Source organism: Lactiplantibacillus sp. B652 (genome assembly GCF_023806745.1).
GTDB lineage: Bacteria > Bacillota > Bacilli > Lactobacillales > Lactobacillaceae > Lactiplantibacillus > Lactiplantibacillus pentosus.
Genome location: NZ_JAMSKY010000004.1, coordinates 220,372 through 237,271, shown reverse-complemented (window position 1 = coordinate 237,271; position 16,900 = coordinate 220,372). Strand labels below are relative to the sequence as shown.

The window sequence follows — 16,900 nt, the reverse complement described above, 5'->3', positions numbered from 1 at the left end:
GAAGATAAAGCAGGCGTCTATACCATTCCGCCAAAGGAAAATACCAAAGACAAGTGGACCTGTGATTACCACGTTTATTGTGAGCGCCATTTGATTGAGAACTTCTTCAATCAGTTGAAGAACTTTCGTAGGATTGCAACGCGTTATGATAAGCTCGCTCATGTTTATCTGGCTACGGTCTACATTGCCTCAATTTGCATCTTACTTAAGTAGTTTTCAGACGGACCCTAGTTTGACACATACTAGACGTCCCACACGTCTTGGGTTAGTTAATTTTTCACTCGCTCATTCAAGAAATCCCAACTTTTTAGTATTTGTTCATAAATTGTGTTTCTAGATTGTCCAACGATGTAGTGCGCCAATCACTAGTCAAATTGATCATAATTGACTTTATCAAGAAGGCGATTCATCTGCTTGATTTCATCATCACTTAGTTGAATGTTCACAGCATCCGCATTTTCAATTAATCGCTTTTCCTTACTAGTTCCGGGAATTGGGACAATCCACGGTTGTTGTTTTAAAACCCATGCTAAGGAAATTTGAGCCGGTGAAGCTTGCTTTTCATCAGCCAACTGAGTTACCAGGCTGGAGATTGCCTGTGCTTCGTCCGTACCAACTTCAGTAAATTGATGCATATTACCTCTGAAATCTAATTTGTTATGCTGGTCAATTTTGGATCTATCTTGGTTGGTTAAAAATCCACTTGCCAGAGGAGAATAGGCGACAAAGCCAATCTGCCGTTTTTTCAGAATGGGAAACAGCCTTTCACTTTTACGACGTGCTAGCATTGAGAAGCGATCCTGGACAGCAGTTACTTTGGTGACATCATCAGCACGTTCAATATAATCAACACTTGCATTAGAGATACCCCAGTGTTTAATTTTACCTTCTTTAATTAGTTGTCCCATCAAATCGGCAACAACCTCGGGGGCAACGTTTGGATCAGGCATGTGTTGATAATAGAGATCGATTGTTTCCACGTCCAGCTGTCGTAAACTATTTTCAACTGATTTTCGTAACCCTTCTGGACTTCCATCAATAACTAATTTTGAGTCATGAAATTCTGCTCCGCCCTTTGTGGCTAGAACAATCTGGTCCCGAAATGGTTTGATTGCCTCGCCGACCAAGGCTTCATTGATGGCAGTCGCGCCATCTGCATACTGGCCAACATAAAGTGCGGCAGTATCAAAGAGCGTATAACCCTGTTCGAAGGCGGTCCGAATAATTTTGATTGCTTCATTTTTTTCAACCGCGGTACCATAAGCATGCGATAACCCCATGGCGCCATAGCCGATAGCAGAGACACTCAGATTTTGTCCTAAAATTCGTTTTTGCATTTTACTGCGTCCTTTCTAGTCGTCGGTCAATTTTAATAATGAGTTCACAACATGGGCAATAGGCTTAATCAGTCCTAAGTCTAATTGATACGAGTCAGAGATAACATTGATGCAATTTATTTTGGTTGAGTTAATTCGTTTAGTTTGGCAACTAGTTCTGTTTGTATCTGTGTACTATTTGCACGTGAATCGTAATTTTCGTGTCTCAAATGATAGTAACAATCTCCACTTTTTAGCGCGCGAAAATCATTACTTGTTGCCAGCCAAAGCTGACTTGAATAGCCACCATGCAGATCATCATTTGCAGCAGGGCCACCCATCCGAGTTGGTACCCAGCCAGGATCAACAGCATTAGTGATTACTTTCGGCCAAATACGAGCAAAGTATTCAGTTAGAATCATTACGGCCAGCTTAGATCCAGAGTATGAAAGGTCACTTTCTAGGTGTTCAATATCAAGCGGTGCGCCAATGTGCATTCCGGAAGTAATAAAAATAATTCGCTTCGGTTTGTTAAGTAAATTGGTTAGTAGATATGGCGCTTCAACATTAACTCGAGCAGTCAATGTGCTGTCTTCTGAATAAACGCCGGCGTTTTGGATAATGACGTCAAAAGTACCGATACCGTTCAGTTGATTAGCAATGCTTTTTACTGAATCTAAGTCGGATAAGTCACCGGTAACAACTCCCTTTGCCTGTGGATTTACATTTAAAGCATCTTGCGCCCGCTGCTCATTTCGCGCGTGAAGATAAACCTGATTACCATTAGCAATCAAATCTTTTGCGACCAGGGCACCCAGACCAGTGGATGAACCCGTAATAAAGATTTTTGTCATGGTCTTACCTCGCAGTTTGCTGCTCAAACCAATAATCTAGACTATCTGAATTAGCATCGAAGAAAGCGTCCACCTTCAGATTTCCAAGATATCTTCTGAAATTGTCCTCATAATGACGGATTTGGCCTACATCAGTGTGAAATTCATCAATATTACCTTGATAGTTTTGAATTTCATTTAGAAACGAGATGATTGGGCTGGGGACGTTATCACCCCATACTGGTCCCCCAATAATAATCTTTGTATATTGTTGAACGTCTGGTAGTTGCGAAATCTTTGGCCAAGTTTTCTTTTGCTTGATGCGTTCATCGACGTCAGCGATTTCATACATGTCTGTCGGATAAACATCATCAGAAACCGTAATCTCATATAAATCAGAATCAGGAAAATGTTTGTGTATTTTTCCAGCCAAAGTTTTGGTTGTACCGGTTAGGCTATAATAAGCAATTAATGTTTTTTTCATTTACTAAAAAATGTCCTTTCATAAATATCTTATCAGCAGCATTACCGATTAAGGTACGAAGAGTTGTTCACCACTCTGATCAATATCTGAAGCATAATTTAGATAACCTTGAAAATGCCAAAAGAGATGTTTGATTTGATGTTGAAAGACAAGGAATTGTTCTTTTTCGGCATCATATTTTTTGTCATCAATCATTTGATCGTACAATTGCTGGGTCTTTCGTAATTCTTTAATAAACTCGATCAACAAGGCACCTAACTGACTGTCTGAATCTTCACGTTTATCTTTCTCCGCGGCAGGATCTGACACGAAAAATGCTAATTGTTGTGAAATGAGGTGCTTGGCCCGATTGACCTCTTTTAGAAGGACGTTCGGATCTTTTTGAACTGCGACGACCTGTAATGTTCCTAACGCCCGTGTTAAGCTATTTAATTGTTTAACTAAATTTTGAATATTCATCAAAGTGCCTTTCCTCCTATTCACGTCCATAACTTTGACTGAAGGATTGACCGGAGCGAACTATCTCGGTATCGATTGGCATGCGCAAGTCTTCAAATTTTTGGAGCAACTGATTAGCATCATCATATTTCGAAATTAATCCACCCAAGGTTGCCGCATCATCTAGAGAAGAATTAAAGCCTTTACCCGTCATTGGTGTTAACGCATGCGCCGCATCGCCAACAATGGTCACTCGACCTCGAGACATTTTAGAAGCAACATATTCACTAATGGGCGTGGCGACTAAATATTCCCTTTCGATTGCAACTTGAATTGCTTTCGCAAATAATGGTGGAAAGTATTTTTGGGCTCGCCCAATCAGTTGCATACGAATCTCTTGTGGAATACTGCGAGTATTTAAAGTGTGCAAAACGTGATTGTTCTGCACCGCGCCTGATTGGTAGAGCACATCATTGGATCCATTGTCATACCAGGCCAAGCCAATCTGGCGATGGCCAACCTCACGTGAACCATCCATGCCAGGAACTATCATCGCAAAAAGAAAGTCATCATCTGCACCATCAAACTCCTGAAAATCCGAATAACGTTTACCAGGCCACAAATTTTTGGGTACTAATTCTTCCTCTACGATTGCAACCCACAGCTGATACCCAGCAAATATGGCATTGGGCTGTTGTGGATTGACATATTTGCGAACTAAACTGCTGCCCCCATCCGCACCAACCAAAATATCTGCTTGATACTTTGCTTGATTGGTCTGTGCGTATGCGTAGGTACGGTTCTCACCAACATCTTGAACGCTTTCATTGAAGTGGACATCTATATTCGGGGTATTGTGCGCTTCACTTTGCAATCTTTGGTGAATCATTCGCCATGACTCAATTCCACGGCCGTCACCTGCAGCGATTGCGCGTAATTCATGGGCTAGAGCCGACTGATTAATTGCTCCAGAGTGAACTGAAAGCACTGCACCACGGCGTTCATTTGTGGAGTGTCGTTCGAGAACCGTTACTTTAACGCCACTTTTTGCAAGTGCTAGAGCCATCATCATCCCCGCCAAGGAACCGCCTACAACAATTGCCGTTTTTATCTGTGACATAATTGGTTCTCCTTCACTTTTAACCCTGGATAATCCTTTCTGGGTGTGCAATCTCTGATAGTTTTCGAGCAGGAATTCCTGCAACCACCGTATTTGCTGCTACGTCTCTTGTAACGACTGCTCCAGCACCAACAACCGCATTCTCGCCGATTGTCACGCCTGGCAATACGGTCACACCAGCACCCAGCCATGCATTATTTTTAATGACGATTGGTTTGCAAACCAATATTTCGCGATTGTAATAATCATGATTATTAGTCAGCAATTGAACGTTGGCAGCAAGTTTAACATTGTCTTCAATCGTAATTTTTCCCGCAGACATCATCGTTACGTTAAACCCAATGCTCACATTCTTACCAATCTGAACTTCTTTACCGTCAAGAACGTGTAGTGGTGGTTGTATACGACTTTGATCGCCAAAATCACCCGAGAATAGTTGGTTTAATAATTGAGGAATCTTCTCAGAGTTGGGATTGGTGGTATTAATCTTCCAACATAATTCCGCACTTTCTTTAATCTCGTTTTGCCTAATGTGATTTGATTCACTCTGTTCAAGTTGATTAATCCTTTTTTCCACAGCAAACACCTTTCTTTATTCGTTCAAAATGAATTGTTTCATCTCTTCAAAAAGTTCCGTTTCGTGACCAAAAGTCAGCATATGACTTGCACCTGGAATCACTTTAAGTTGTACGTTTGGAAATGATTTCTCAGCATGATAAGCGTAAGTTATTGGCACCATTTCATCAGCACTGCCCTGATAATAGAGAACAGACTTTGTAAACTTTTTCATTTCAGCATAAACATCATAGTTCTTAAGATCATCAACATAGCGTTTACCTACTGTCATGTTTCCAAAGCGGTAACGCTCAGGCATTCTTGCTCCATGAAGTTCATATTGTTCAAAGTCACCAATCACTAATGCTGGACAATACAAAATCATTCCTTGGATATCTTTCTGGCGGCGAACACCAATTACGATTGAAACAAAGCCACCCTGACTACCACCTGAAAGGTATATCTTATTCCGGTCGATAGCCGGATGCGATTGCAACTTATTAAGAACAGCATCTAAATCATCTGCTTCAGTCATTACCGACATGTCTATTGAGGAACCATCACTCCTTGATTCTGGTGACCCACCACAAAAATCAAATTCAAAAGTTGCAATTCCTGACTCAACTAGTGCGTGGCTATCTATAAATGGCATTGTATAGCCATATCCATGAGAATAAATGACCAATGGGGCGGGAGAAGGGTTCGAGGGTAAATATAATTCTCCGTATATATTTTGGCCACGTCGATTTTTCGTCCAAATGACTTGTTTGCTTGAGTTGTTAGTCATGAATTTTGACTTGTCCAATCGACATCGCAATTTTTGGATCCATTTCGTCATAAACTGTACTCTTCCCGGTATCTAAAGACTTGATTTGGGCCATATCAGCTTCATCTAAGCAGAAATCGAAGATATCAATATTCTCCCGCATTCTTTCCTTATGGATAGATTTTGGAATAACAACGAAATTACGTTGGATTAACCAGCGAAGCATGACCTGACCAGTGGTTTTTTGATGCTTTTCAGCAATTTTTTTAACTGTCGGATTGTTAAAGATGTCATTATTGCCTTCTGCAAAGGGTGCCCATGCCTCAGGCTGAATCTCTTGCTCTTCCATGAATTTTTGTGAGGACCATTGTTGCCACCAGACATTGGTTTCAATTTGGTTGATAGCCGGTTTGACTTCGCTCAAATTGATTAGATCAGCTAAGCGTTCATTCCAAAAGCTTGTAACACCAATGGCCTTAATTCGACCTTCCTTATAAAGTCGTTCCAGTGCACGCCAAGAACCCATGTAGTCACCATACGGCTTATGCATCAGATATAGATCAAGATAATGTTCATCGAAACGTCAAACGCTTTTAATGTATTATCGTAGCCATAATCCTGGACCCACAATTTTGACGTTACAAAAATATCTTTACGGTCGATATTGCTGGCAGCAATTGCGGCTCCCACCGCAGACTCATTAAAGTACGAAGCGGCCGTATCAATCATTCGGTAGCCAACTTCTAAAGCATCACTTACTGCCTGTTGTGCTTGTCCAGCATCTGGGATTTGGAAGACACCAAACCCAATTTTGGGCATTTTCAAGCCATTATTAAGTGTGACGTAATCAAATTTTGTCATTATTGTTTCCTCCAAATAAATTTATTTTTCAAATGGTAAGTGCATTTCTGCATATTTCTCCTCAGTTGCATTATCAGGCTGGTAATATTTTTTAGTGCCATCCAACTTACTAATTTCTTTCATCTCGGCGTCAGTTAGACTAAAGTCGAAAATGTTGAAATTATCGCGAATATGATCCGGATTCTTTGATCCAGGAATGGTAATGAACCCCATTTGAATATGCCAGCGTAGAATAACTTGAGGTACGCTCTTGTGGTATTTATCTGCTAGGGCAACAAAAGTAGGTTCTTTGAATAGCTCAGAATCACCATGACCAAGCGGATACCACCCCATTAACTTGGTATCATACTGAGAAAGTTTCCCCATGATTTCGTCTTCTGTGTCGTAAGGATGAGCTTCGAGCTGAATAACATGTGGCTTAACTTCTGCCTTTGATAACAACTTGTCGAGTTTTTCATCGTGCATGTTGGAAATGCCCAATGATTTAGCTTTACCATCGTGATAGGCTTTTTCAATCAACTGATAACCAGCAACAAAATTTCCTGATGGCTGATGGATGAAGAGCAAATCGACATAATCGACCCCCAGTCTCTTCAGCGTTTCATCAACCGCATTTACGTTCTCATAAAATGTGGGCCAAATTTTAGTTGAAAGAAAAATATCTTCACGCTTGACGATATTGTCGTTGATAGCTTGTTGAATGCCTTCGCCAACTTCTTTTTCATTATTGTATCCGTTCGCTGTATCAATAAGGCGGTAACCATCTTTTATTGCAGTGTATACGGCAGCTTTAGTATCCTCAGGACGTACCATAAAGGTTCCTAAACCTAATCTAGGAATTTGTACACCATTGCTCAATTTAATTTGTTCCATAACCTTGCGCTCCTATCCATATCTGATATTGTATTTTATTGATATCCTAATATTAAGGTGATATTATCAATCTGTACAATACCAATTAGTCAATTCACTATATCTAATTGTTATAGAAAGGAACGAGGATACGTGCTTGAAATTCATTTATTGGAACAACTGGTTGCTTTCGCAAACTTGGGAACACTCTCTTTAGCAGCTAAGAAGTTGCACACTTCTCAACCAGCGCTTACACGTTCAATGAAAAAAATAGAAGACGAGCTTGGTATCAAGATTTTTATTCGGAGCTCCAACCGGTTAGAGTTGAATCAGACTGGTCGTTTCATGGCAGAACGTGCCCAGCAAGTCATCAAAACCGATGAAGACCTTATCGAGCAAGTTAAGTCATATCATCGAAGCTTACACACTATTTCAGTGGGCTACTGTGCACCTCTACCACAGCGAGTATTAAATTCAATTATTAATAACGTGTTTTCTGGGATGACAATTTCTAGCAGTATGACAGACGACAAGGACTTTATTCGGCGGGTCAAGGATGGTGATTATCAATTGGCAGTAGTTCATCATAAGCCAACGGACCCCACAATATACTCAAAGAAAATTGGACATGAGGATCTTTATATTTCACTACATCGATCCAACCCTTTGACGTTTTACCCGAATATTCATCTAAAAGATTTAAATGGTCTTTCAATTCTTCGATTGTCTCAGACTGGTTTTTGGGCAGAAATGTGTAACCTAAAACTACCCGATTCCCATTTTCTTTTACAAATCGACCGTGGCGCATTTAACGAACTCATTCATAATTCTAATTATCCAAGTTTTGTTTCTGGCTATGATATTAAGCGTGGTTTGGTGTTAAAGAATCAGATTAATGTTTCTATTCTTGATGAGGAATGTCATGTGGATTATTACCTGATCTGTTTAAGAGAAAAGCAAAAAGTATACAGGGAGTTATTTAACCAAATTAATGACCAAACAATCAGCTAAATATTACTTTAATTTCGACGATTGTTTGGTCATTAATGAATGCATGGCAATGGTTCATAACAAAGTCAAAAAGGTAAATGTTCTAAGCAAAAAGGCTGTCTAAAGTCATATCCGGAACCCAGTCACACTACAGCTGAGATGATTCTCGATACCATATTATCAACGGTAAGTTGACTTGTAGTCGGATCACCTTTCGTATCAGAACAGTAATGCAGCCAATATTGTTGGTACAAGAAAAGCACTAAGAAGATATAATTGTCGGAGTAGGCTTGGATTTGATAACGTTTTTTATTTTAGATGACCTGGTAAGGTTTAATGCTTCCTTACTGGCTGTATTCCTTAAAGCCTAATCTTATTAGTTATTTTGTTAAATGTCGTTTTTTGTGAACTGGCGCCGAGCATATTCGTATAGGATTAAAAGCGCTACCATTACGAAAATTCTATTATTTATTCAATAATGGTACTGGTTTACGATAGCTCGCATTATTTCTAGTGGCTCTCAGCTGGTCTCTTCGAACCTGAGGACTGCATGTTTTAATCATCATCCATAACACTTTATCTAACGTAATACATTCACCATAACTTGATCAGGAGGCGGCCACATGTGCACTAGTTTAACTTATCTTGATACTGACGACCAACACTACTTTGCCCGAACGATGGACTTCCCAACGACGACACCTTGGCGGCCGATTTTTTTACCACGGCACTATCGGTGGCCAACTGGCTTAGCGACTGAGCGAACGACCCAGTATGCCATTCTTGGTGGTGGGCGCCTGCCCAAGCAATTTAGTAGCTGTTTGATGGCCGATGGAATCAACGAAGCGGGTTTAACCTGTGCCGAACTATACTTGCCACACGCGGTCAACTACGCGACTGAATCAGTCCCGGGTCAAATCAACTTGACCCCGCAAGCCTTTATCAATTGGGTATTAGGTGAACATGCATCGGTCGCTGCCGTCATCGCCGACCTGCCTCGGATCAATCTCGTTGGGGCTTCCTGGGGCGACGACACTGGGGAGGTCTACCCCTTTCATTGGATCCTGAGTGATCGTCAGACCAGTGTCGTCATTGAACCCACCGGTGGCCCCCTGACTGCCCAACCGAATCCAGCTGGCGTGTTGACCAATACACCAATCCTGGTTGACCATCAGCGTCGTTTGAATCGCTACTTAGGATTAAACGGCACTCAAATCACCGCAGCAACTCAGCAGGCTGCCCAACAAGTCATTCAGGCGCAGCAGCCCCTGCCGACTGGTCCGATTCCAACTGACCGCTTTATTCATATGGCGTTGCGGCGGCTGGGAACGGGGCAACTTTCATCCGAGCAAGTGCCTGCGACTATTTTTCGTTGGTTGCAAGAAGTCAGCTTGCCATATGATGCGAACCGCCGCAATCTGATTAGTCATAATTACACGCATTATCGTTGTTTGATTCAGCTGGAGACCCGCACTTACCACTTCATTCCCCGCACGACTGGTCGTCAGCAAAGCTTGACCCTAACGTCAGAGATGGCTGCGGATTGGCAAACACCGTACGTCTTTCCAGCGGACTGATTCTCATCGACGCACTGCCGTTGCCTGTTTAAATTGAGCGCGATTCCAAGGCACGGTCCGCCATCCGTATAAATATTTTAGTGACTTCCATTTTGAGGCTTTAATAAAAGAAATAACCATGTAAATAGATCCAGAGACCTTTTTGTGAGAATGCTTCAAAAAAAATTCAGTTAAAATATTTTGCCTTCAAAAATTCTAAAATAAATTTTTGAAAACAGTTTAGGATTCGCATTTGTTGAGCAGATTTTCTCAATACTCACTTTTTCTAGCAGCTGACGGACCCTACTTGTATAAATTTAGTTATGTTCAATCAAAAAAAGCTCACTGACTTGCGATAATATCCTGCGTATAAATTTCATAAGTTCGTGACAAGCGACATTACCCCTGTTATGTTTTGTATATGCTAAAAATGGGGGATACAAAATGAATTTCATCAATCATTGGGACAAGCAGTTATTACCCATATTCGCTTTTTTTAAAAGACATCAAATTCTCAGTTGGACGGTTTCTGTTCTGCTCATTATTGGTATCCTCTTAATTGGTGTGTCCGTTAAATCTAGCATGGAGATGACTAAGGCACGGGCAACACTTGAGGTAATGCTGAAGGAAAATCATGATGGCAATCAAATTCCGAGAAGTAAGCTGATTAAAGAAGAATCTGGTCCCTTCAGCGGCATTGTTTGGTATGACTATACTTTCTCAAGCCCGCAAACACTAGCGGAGAGCAAGCGGTATCTAAAAGCGACGGGACAACCCTATCAACAGGTCACGCTCGAAAATTGTCCAATCGTCTATCGCGTGATACTGCGACCCCCCACCAAAACGTCCAAGCGATGGGCCGGGCAAATTTATTTGGATACTAACCAACAGCTCAGCGGCTCTGGTCGGTCGAGTTATGTTCAAGCTTTAAATCATAAATCTTTACGAGATTTGAATTAATGGCATGGTTACGTTGACTGCTTGAATAAGAAACTAGTACCGCAAAACTCCGCATAAAACTAAAAAACTAGTGGTTACAACAATCTTACTTGCACGACTGTTGTAACCACTGGTTTTTTAGATGATCCTCTTGCGTCGCTTCTTCAATTCTTCCAATCCATCCTGCATAGCAAAATCACATCACCTACTCAAGGTACTTTGAGTAACACCAACATGACAGACCAGATTTATACTTGTTTGGACATAGGCTCAGTAACCAATCAAGCTTCATTGAGCGTCACCCGACTCATCGCCAGTAACGCCACTAGGGTAATCGCACTGCCGATGATAAATACGGTTGCAATACCGACGTACCTGGTTATGACGCCGCCGAGTGCGATACCAATCGGCATTGAAATATTCGTGCAAGACATCATCGCACCGTTCACCCGCCCTAATAGTTCGCCGGGCGTTTTCAATTGGATCAAAGTGAATAGCGACACATTCACAAAGCCACCCGCCATACCAATCACCATCATCGCAATCAAGGTGGTACCGATACTGCGCATCAACACCATGAACGTCACCGCGACCGTCATCGTCGTCAAAGCTAGCAGTAACTTGGTCTTAAAAGTCGTTTTAACAAAATTGATCAGAATACTGCCAGTCACAACCCCAATGATGAACAGCGCTTGTGCCAAGCTATAGACGACGGCACTGGCATGTAAAGTTCCCCGCGTCCAGATGATATTCAGCCCTAGCACGGGGCCAATCACCATATTCACGATAACAGCTAGTAAAATTAGCGTTCGCAACATTGGGTTATGATAGACGTAAGCTAAGCCAGCATACCAATCCCAGGTTTGCACCTGCTCGACGCTCACTTGTTCGGCGTGGTCCACCCGTTTATGTACAATCACGATACAACCTAGCGAGACCAAGAACGTCAGACCATTGATCAAAACGAAATCAGCTAGCGAGACGAACGCAACTAGACTACCGCCAGCTAACATCCCCACTAATTGGGCGCACACCTTAACGCCTTGATTCATACTATTGACGCGCTGTAATTGGTCAGCTGGGACAATTTGCGGAATTAATGCATTCTCAGCCGGATCAAAAACAGTTCCCAGAATTTTAGCGATAAACGCGACCCCCCACCAGCGTCCAAATATTAACTGCAAAGCCGTAATACAAATAAGTGGCGACGCCCATTAGTATGGCTTGAAGCCCGTCAATCGTCATCATCACTTTGGTCTTAGGAAACCGATCGGCTAAATATCCCGTCAAGACATTCAACACGACTAATGCATTGAACGTCCCAGAAATCAGGCCAATCGTCGTTGAATTATCAGTCAGTCGATACAGATACCACATGATCGCAATATCAAATAAATTATTACCGAATTGCGATGTCGACTCTCCGGCAAGTAGAACATAGATATTTTTCATTGAATCACTTCACTTTAGCTTTGAATTGTTGATAATGCTGTTCATTGAACTTGATCAGAAATGCGCCGAGGGGCTGAGGTGACAGGAAGGGTGAATAGTGCTATTTTAGCATGTGGTCACAATAAAATTAAATCGAATTCTAATCAAATTATAATCTTGGCCACTTACCCATCTTTTTCCGTCTGTATATCACAACTGAATTTACTTTTCTTAACTCGCAGCTACTCACCCTGATTCCATTCTTCATAGACTTCGGATTGCTTACGAGGTCCGACCGTGACATCAGTTGGGCGATTAGTTGGTCAACACTGCCATTGCCGCAAACAGCTAGCCATCGTCACCAACCAATATGATTGTGATTATAACTTGCTCGGCGGACATTGCGGCCTTGAAGGAATCGTTTGTCAGTTATCCAAAAATAGTCTCCTCGCACCTCCAAATAGCGATAAGCGCAGCGCAAAAACGCCACGGTACGTGCCAATCTAGGCGGTATCGTGGCGTTCTAATCAATGACGTCGTTTCAAAAAATGCTCAAATTCTTGATTAATTGCTGCACGGACTTTTGGTTCATGCAAGTCTGCATGTTCGGCATCCGTTCCACCCGTGACTTGGCTGACCACTTGTAAGTAGCCGAACAAGACTTGGCTGGGATCCAGATGGTACTGCTTGGCTAACGTGACCGCCAAATCATAGCGGTCCGGACCTAATAAACTGGAATAATCCATCACTGTGTGCCTCCTTTCGCCTGCTCTAATTGATGACTCATCCGTAAATATGCGACAAAGTGAAAGATGATGCCGCTCGCCAGCAGAATCACCCCAAGCCAGACCGACCAGAATGTCGCAATGATTGCTAACGCGTAGATCGTCACGCTACGCACCGGGTCCAGTTTGATTGCGGTATAAAAAGCCATGGAGACCCCCGGCTTTTTTAACGCTTGATGGTGATGCAAATACGCATACATCAGGTAAAAGGTCGCAGAAATAAACAGCGCGACCAAATCGTAAACGATAAAGGCTGTCTGCATATCTTGACGATTGCCGGTCGTCAGCGCATCCGCCACTAACGACATCGGATAATCGATCAACGTAATGCTAAATAACATCAATAGGTTCAACATATTCAAATTACGGTCGATGCGTTGCAACATATTGAAATAATCATGGTGAAACAGCCACAAAGTTCCGACGTAGAAATATGAAAAGACGTACGACAACATTAACGGCCACTGTGCCAGTATGGCTGGCAACAAGTGACCGGGCTGATAATTTGGAATATGAAATTCCAGCACTAAAATGGTAATCAGAATCGCAAATATGCCATCACTGAATGCCTGAAAACGGTCTGTTTTGATAACGTCACCCCCACAGCGTTTTAGGATATCATAACTCTGAATTAATTACTGTAATTAACTTTTCAAACTGGCGACAAAACCGCTAATCTCAGGACTGATATGGTAAGATTAGCGTAACAAAAAGTAATTGATGTGGGGGCGTCAAGACGAATGCGAAAATTATTGAAACCAAAATGGCTATTTTTATTTTTCTGGGGGATCGTGGTGTTAGCAAGTATTGTGATTTTGCCAAACATCACCACATTTGTGAATGAACAAACAACCATGCCACAAAATCAACGTACCACTGCCAAATACCAACAGCAATGGGGCCACGGACTAGCGGACACCCGTTCACTAACATTGGTCTTCAGCAATCCCAATGGTAAGTTGACGAAATCACAACACCGTCAAATTACCAAAGTGTTAGCGAAGTTGAATCGCAAAGCGGATACGTATGGGCTGGTGCAGCTGCGAACCGCGACTGGCATGACCAATGACCGCCAATTATTACGGTCCAACGATGGCTCGACCGAACTCGCATTAGCCGCGGTGCAAACCTCTCGGGCTGACCTGCCGATTATTGCCAACCAATTAAACAACGCGATTGCTGCCGACGGGCTGACCACTAGTGTGACCAGTTCTGACCTCGTCTATCAGCAACACGTGTTGCGGCAAGGACGCGCCTTGCTAGTGGTCTACCTGATTGGGACGGTCATCACGCTGATGATACTCGGCCTGATTTTTAAATCACTGTTAGTGCCGTTATTAAACCTGGGCTGCCAGGCCGTCACCTTGATTACCACGGTCAGTTTCATTACCAACAGTCATTTGGTATGGCACTGGCCACTCACGGCAAGTGCCTTGGGGCTAGCTGGGCTAGTCAGTCTGCTATTGACCCCGATTTTGACGTGGTCCTTCATGCGCGCATACTGGCGGTCGGCCGCAGATGAAACACCTGAAGCAGTTGGTCTCAAAATTTTAACGACCCACTATCGGCAATGGGGACTGACGATTATTCCGTTGATGCTGATTACGCTGATCGCACACTGGACAGCTTTCATCACGCTAGCCAGCGCCTGGACGATTGCGGTCGCCCTGATGATTACGCTACTCGCCGTTCCTACGCTGAATGATGCCTTTGTCGGTTGGCTGGGCGATAGCCTCTTTTGGCCTGGCACCAACGCTTGGCAACCGCGGTCACACAACCTATGGGGCCAGTTAAGTCGGTTTAGTCACTGGCAGCCAGCCCTAGGACTTGTCGCCAGTGCGTTGTTAATCGTCCCCGGCATTCTCGGCGCCAATCAACAATTTGCGGACGACAATTTACGCCCTTGGCAGCAGGCCCAATTAACCAATGCAGAGCTCGGCCAACAACTGGTTCAAGCGCACTTTGGTACTGGTGCGACGGGGCCAATCACGATTACGCTACAAGGCACCCAGAACTTAACCCACCAACGCGCGCTCCAAACAATCGACCAGTTGACGCGTCAATTGACCGCGGTGCCAAATGTTAATCGCGTCATTTCAGTCACCCGACCAACTGGCCAACCGATCGCTAGTTTTTACGTCAACAATCAATTGTCCGCCATCAACATTGATTTGGCGGGCAAACAAACCAGCGTGGCGCAACTGCAGCGAACGCTGGCCAGTGATCAAAAAACGCTGAAACAAGCGGCAACAAACAAGCACACTAAGTCCGTCGATCAACTCTCAGACCGCATCAATGATTTAGCTGATTTGAACGACCAGTTAAATGGCCAACTGCAAACGGTCGATAAACTGTTAACGCCATCAGCGGACAATACACAGCCGACCGAGCAGACTGACGCCGAACAACTACACCGCGCCTTGCGCAAGCTCGATCGTTTGACCAGTCGCACCACGACTGCACTTGACCACGTCGTTAGTGCCCAAACAGCCGTTGCGACTGAAGCTGGCCATGTCGATCAACACGTTCATCACGTGACCCAGTCGCTCAAACAAACGACTACACCTTTCAAGACGTTATTGGCGTCGTTGGCAGCCACCCACAGCTATTTGGAAAGTCTGGCAGATAGCGAAGTTGGCCGCAGCTTCTACCTCCCCGCTAACGCCGCCACCAATCAAGCTTACCAGAACAGCTTGTTTACTAACGTTAGCAGCGATTCTAACATGACCCAACTGACCGTGCTCCTCAAAACAGCACCGGGTGATCAAGCCAGTCGGCAGACGTTGCGCCAGCTTGAAGCGGTGACTCACGCTAGTTTGTTGGCGACGCCGCTTAAAGCTTCAAAAATCACAACAACGGGCATTACCGCGCAACAACAGGCCCGCCATCAGTTGGTCAGCCAACACGCGCTAAAATGGACTGTTGGCGTCGCGGGAATTCTAGTCATCGCCCTCTGGTTGGGCTTACGCTCGTTCCTACTGAGCGCCCTGTTGACTAGCGGGTTAGCCGCATTGGCTATCAGTAGTTGGGGCTGGACTCAGCTAATCATGACCCAGTGGCAACATGCCGGATTGTTAAGCAGCGCCGTCTTCCTCAGTAGCCTGGTGATCCTAGCGCTGCATTGGCTGACAGTCACCTTGATGGCGGTCGACCGTCAAAATTGGTTCCACCACTTTGATGCCCAGCGGTTACAGACCCACTTCTATGCTTGTGGACAACTCGTCTGGCCGGTCACGCTGCTGGAATGCGGCTACCTGTTGCCACTCTGGTTGACCGCTGCGCCTAATCTAAAAGGGCTTGCGCTGATGAGCCTGATTGGGATTGGCCTCAGTAATCTAATTGTGCCGGCGACACTGCCGGGCCTAATTCGTTGGACCGTCAGTTTTCCACGGTGGTCGCAACTACTGAAACGCCGCTCAGCGTGATGTGATGACACGACTACTCAGTACTGAATACTAATGATCAAGCTAGTTAAAGGCCGTTCTAAGTTGACTGTGTGTCGCTTAGAACGGCCTTTTAAGGTTACGATATTCTCAATTTGATGTCCACATTATCGCCGGCGCCACCAGTGATACCCCAACCACAATACGAGGCTACCGACCATGACCCCGCCAATTAACGTGACATTATAGGCGCGCCGTTTGATTCGATATGGTTGCGAGGTAATCGAATTCGGATGATCATGCTGAAAGTGGCCGATTCGTGCTGAAAACACTGGATCGCCAGTTCGCCTGTTCATCAGCTCAGTTGGCGTTACAGTACTAATTTGTTGTGAGACCGTTGCGATAAGCACAGTTGCCCGCGACTGAATGGTCGGTTGTTGCCGGGCGTGCGCCATCTTCCACTGACTCACACCACCAATTAGTATCATAATGCCAATAATGACTAGGATTTTTAGCCACCATCGCGTCCGTTCTCCCCGCATGCGCAACGCCCCCATAATTGTGCCGATTTCTAATGATATTTCAGACCAT

At 43.9% G+C, this 16,900-nt stretch carries 17 protein-coding genes and 2 pseudogenes; 5 read left to right on the top strand and 14 right to left on the bottom strand.

The features are described 5' to 3' along the window. A pseudogene (locus tag MZO40_RS07575) lies at positions 1–213 on the top strand (IS5/IS1182 family transposase); the annotation flags it as partial. 152 nt (positions 214–365) lie between these two features. On the opposite strand, the gene MZO40_RS07570 reads toward MZO40_RS07575, so the two are convergent. The 9 genes and pseudogenes from MZO40_RS07570 to MZO40_RS07530 all read right to left on the bottom strand — a co-directional run bounded on the left by MZO40_RS07570 (position 366) and on the right by MZO40_RS07530 (position 7,246). Further along, positions 366–1,337, bottom strand: a complete 972-nt coding sequence (locus MZO40_RS07570) for an aldo/keto reductase (protein WP_105961489.1) — start codon at positions 1,335–1,337, stop codon at positions 366–368. Positions 1,338–1,453: 116 nt separating this feature from the next. Continuing rightward, positions 1,454–2,170: an SDR family NAD(P)-dependent oxidoreductase gene (locus MZO40_RS07565; RefSeq protein ID WP_105924050.1), complete on the bottom strand. Its 717-nt coding sequence runs from the start codon at positions 2,168–2,170 to the stop codon at positions 1,454–1,456. A 4-nt stretch (positions 2,171–2,174) separates the two neighbouring features. Next, positions 2,175–2,633 carry a flavodoxin gene (locus tag MZO40_RS07560; RefSeq protein ID WP_101873126.1) on the bottom strand — a complete coding sequence of 153 codons (459 nt, stop codon included), beginning with the start codon at positions 2,631–2,633 and terminating at the stop codon, positions 2,175–2,177. A gap of 48 nt (positions 2,634–2,681) precedes the next feature. Next, positions 2,682–3,092, bottom strand: a complete 411-nt coding sequence (locus MZO40_RS07555; protein ID WP_101873125.1) for a hypothetical protein — start codon at positions 3,090–3,092, stop codon at positions 2,682–2,684. A 16-nt stretch (positions 3,093–3,108) separates the two neighbouring features. Then, on the bottom strand, positions 3,109–4,191 hold the full coding sequence (locus MZO40_RS07550; protein ID WP_105961488.1) for an FAD-dependent monooxygenase: 1,083 nt from the start codon (positions 4,189–4,191) through the stop codon (positions 3,109–3,111). 19 nt (positions 4,192–4,210) lie between these two features. Beyond that, a complete protein-coding gene (locus MZO40_RS17525) occupies positions 4,211–4,768 on the bottom strand; it encodes a DapH/DapD/GlmU-related protein (protein WP_225367224.1) in 558 nt (185 codons plus the stop codon). 15 nt (positions 4,769–4,783) lie between these two features. After that, positions 4,784–5,533 carry a S9 family peptidase gene (locus MZO40_RS07540; protein ID WP_252133201.1) on the bottom strand — a complete coding sequence of 250 codons (750 nt, stop codon included), beginning with the start codon at positions 5,531–5,533 and terminating at the stop codon, positions 4,784–4,786. Continuing rightward, positions 5,526–6,373, bottom strand: a pseudogene (locus tag MZO40_RS07535) (aldo/keto reductase). Before MZO40_RS07535 ends, MZO40_RS07540 begins: the two are co-directional and overlap by 8 nt. A gap of 21 nt (positions 6,374–6,394) precedes the next feature. Continuing rightward, positions 6,395–7,246, bottom strand: coding sequence for an aldo/keto reductase (locus tag MZO40_RS07530; RefSeq protein WP_101873121.1), 852 nt, complete (start codon positions 7,244–7,246; stop codon positions 6,395–6,397). Between the two features lie 132 nt (positions 7,247–7,378). Here MZO40_RS07530 and MZO40_RS07525 point away from each other — a divergent pair, with 132 nt between their 5' ends. From MZO40_RS07525 to MZO40_RS07515, 3 genes are all read left to right on the top strand, one after another. Further along, positions 7,379–8,236, top strand: coding sequence for a LysR family transcriptional regulator (locus MZO40_RS07525; RefSeq protein WP_101873120.1), 858 nt, complete (start codon positions 7,379–7,381; stop codon positions 8,234–8,236). 602 nt (positions 8,237–8,838) lie between these two features. Beyond that, positions 8,839–9,792, top strand: coding sequence for a linear amide C-N hydrolase (locus tag MZO40_RS07520; protein ID WP_252133200.1), 954 nt, complete (start codon positions 8,839–8,841; stop codon positions 9,790–9,792). A gap of 423 nt (positions 9,793–10,215) precedes the next feature. Continuing rightward, positions 10,216–10,731, top strand: a complete 516-nt coding sequence (locus tag MZO40_RS07515) for a hypothetical protein (protein ID WP_105961485.1) — start codon at positions 10,216–10,218, stop codon at positions 10,729–10,731. Between the two features lie 260 nt (positions 10,732–10,991). On the opposite strand, the gene MZO40_RS07510 is transcribed toward MZO40_RS07515, so the two are convergent. The 4 genes from MZO40_RS07510 to MZO40_RS07495 form a co-directional block, all read right to left on the bottom strand. Beyond that, a complete protein-coding gene (locus MZO40_RS07510) occupies positions 10,992–11,894 on the bottom strand; it encodes an MFS transporter (protein WP_252133199.1) in 903 nt (300 codons plus the stop codon). After that, positions 11,848–12,162 (bottom strand): hypothetical protein, encoded by a 315-nt coding sequence (locus tag MZO40_RS07505; RefSeq protein ID WP_252133198.1) that lies wholly within the window; start codon positions 12,160–12,162, stop codon positions 11,848–11,850. The genes MZO40_RS07510 and MZO40_RS07505 overlap by 47 nt, the downstream gene beginning before the upstream one ends. 506 nt (positions 12,163–12,668) lie before the next feature. Further along, a complete protein-coding gene (locus MZO40_RS07500) occupies positions 12,669–12,887 on the bottom strand; it encodes a hypothetical protein (RefSeq protein ID WP_003639318.1) in 219 nt (72 codons plus the stop codon). After that, positions 12,887–13,516 (bottom strand): TMEM175 family protein, encoded by a 630-nt coding sequence (locus MZO40_RS07495; RefSeq protein WP_050339537.1) that lies wholly within the window; start codon positions 13,514–13,516, stop codon positions 12,887–12,889. Before MZO40_RS07495 ends, MZO40_RS07500 begins: the two co-directional genes overlap by 1 nt. A 150-nt stretch (positions 13,517–13,666) precedes the next feature. On the opposite strand from MZO40_RS07495, the gene MZO40_RS07490 reads away from it, so the two are divergent. Further along, positions 13,667–16,351: an MMPL family transporter gene (locus MZO40_RS07490; protein ID WP_122217762.1), complete on the top strand. Its 2,685-nt coding sequence runs from the start codon at positions 13,667–13,669 to the stop codon at positions 16,349–16,351. Between the two features lie 125 nt (positions 16,352–16,476). Here MZO40_RS07490 and MZO40_RS07485 read toward each other — a convergent pair whose 3' ends face one another. After that, complete coding sequence (locus MZO40_RS07485) at positions 16,477–16,851, bottom strand: hypothetical protein (protein WP_105920782.1); 375 nt, start codon at positions 16,849–16,851, stop codon at positions 16,477–16,479. Between the last annotated feature and the right edge of the window lie 49 nt (positions 16,852–16,900).

Coding starts and splice junctions, on each gene's coding strand:
- MZO40_RS07570 (WP_105961489.1), bottom strand. CDS start 1,337: ATGCAAAAACGAATTTTAGGACAAAATCTGAGTGTCTCTGCTATCGGC.
- MZO40_RS07565 (WP_105924050.1), bottom strand. CDS start 2,170: ATGACAAAAATCTTTATTACGGGTTCATCCACTGGTCTGGGTGCCCTG.
- MZO40_RS07560 (WP_101873126.1), bottom strand. CDS start 2,633: ATGAAAAAAACATTAATTGCTTATTATAGCCTAACCGGTACAACCAAA.
- MZO40_RS07555 (WP_101873125.1), bottom strand. CDS start 3,092: ATGAATATTCAAAATTTAGTTAAACAATTAAATAGCTTAACACGGGCG.
- MZO40_RS07550 (WP_105961488.1), bottom strand. CDS start 4,191: ATGTCACAGATAAAAACGGCAATTGTTGTAGGCGGTTCCTTGGCGGGG.
- MZO40_RS07540 (WP_252133201.1), bottom strand. CDS start 5,533: ATGACTAACAACTCAAGCAAACAAGTCATTTGGACGAAAAATCGACGT.
- MZO40_RS07530 (WP_101873121.1), bottom strand. CDS start 7,246: ATGGAACAAATTAAATTGAGCAATGGTGTACAAATTCCTAGATTAGGT.
- MZO40_RS07520 (WP_252133200.1), top strand. CDS start 8,839: ATGTGCACTAGTTTAACTTATCTTGATACTGACGACCAACACTACTTT.
- MZO40_RS07515 (WP_105961485.1), top strand. CDS start 10,216: ATGAATTTCATCAATCATTGGGACAAGCAGTTATTACCCATATTCGCT.
- MZO40_RS07505 (WP_252133198.1), bottom strand. CDS start 12,162: ATGAAAAATATCTATGTTCTACTTGCCGGAGAGTCGACATCGCAATTC.
- MZO40_RS07500 (WP_003639318.1), bottom strand. CDS start 12,887: ATGGATTATTCCAGTTTATTAGGTCCGGACCGCTATGATTTGGCGGTC.
- MZO40_RS07490 (WP_122217762.1), top strand. CDS start 13,667: ATGCGAAAATTATTGAAACCAAAATGGCTATTTTTATTTTTCTGGGGG.
- MZO40_RS07485 (WP_105920782.1), bottom strand. CDS start 16,851: ATGCGGGGAGAACGGACGCGATGGTGGCTAAAAATCCTAGTCATTATT.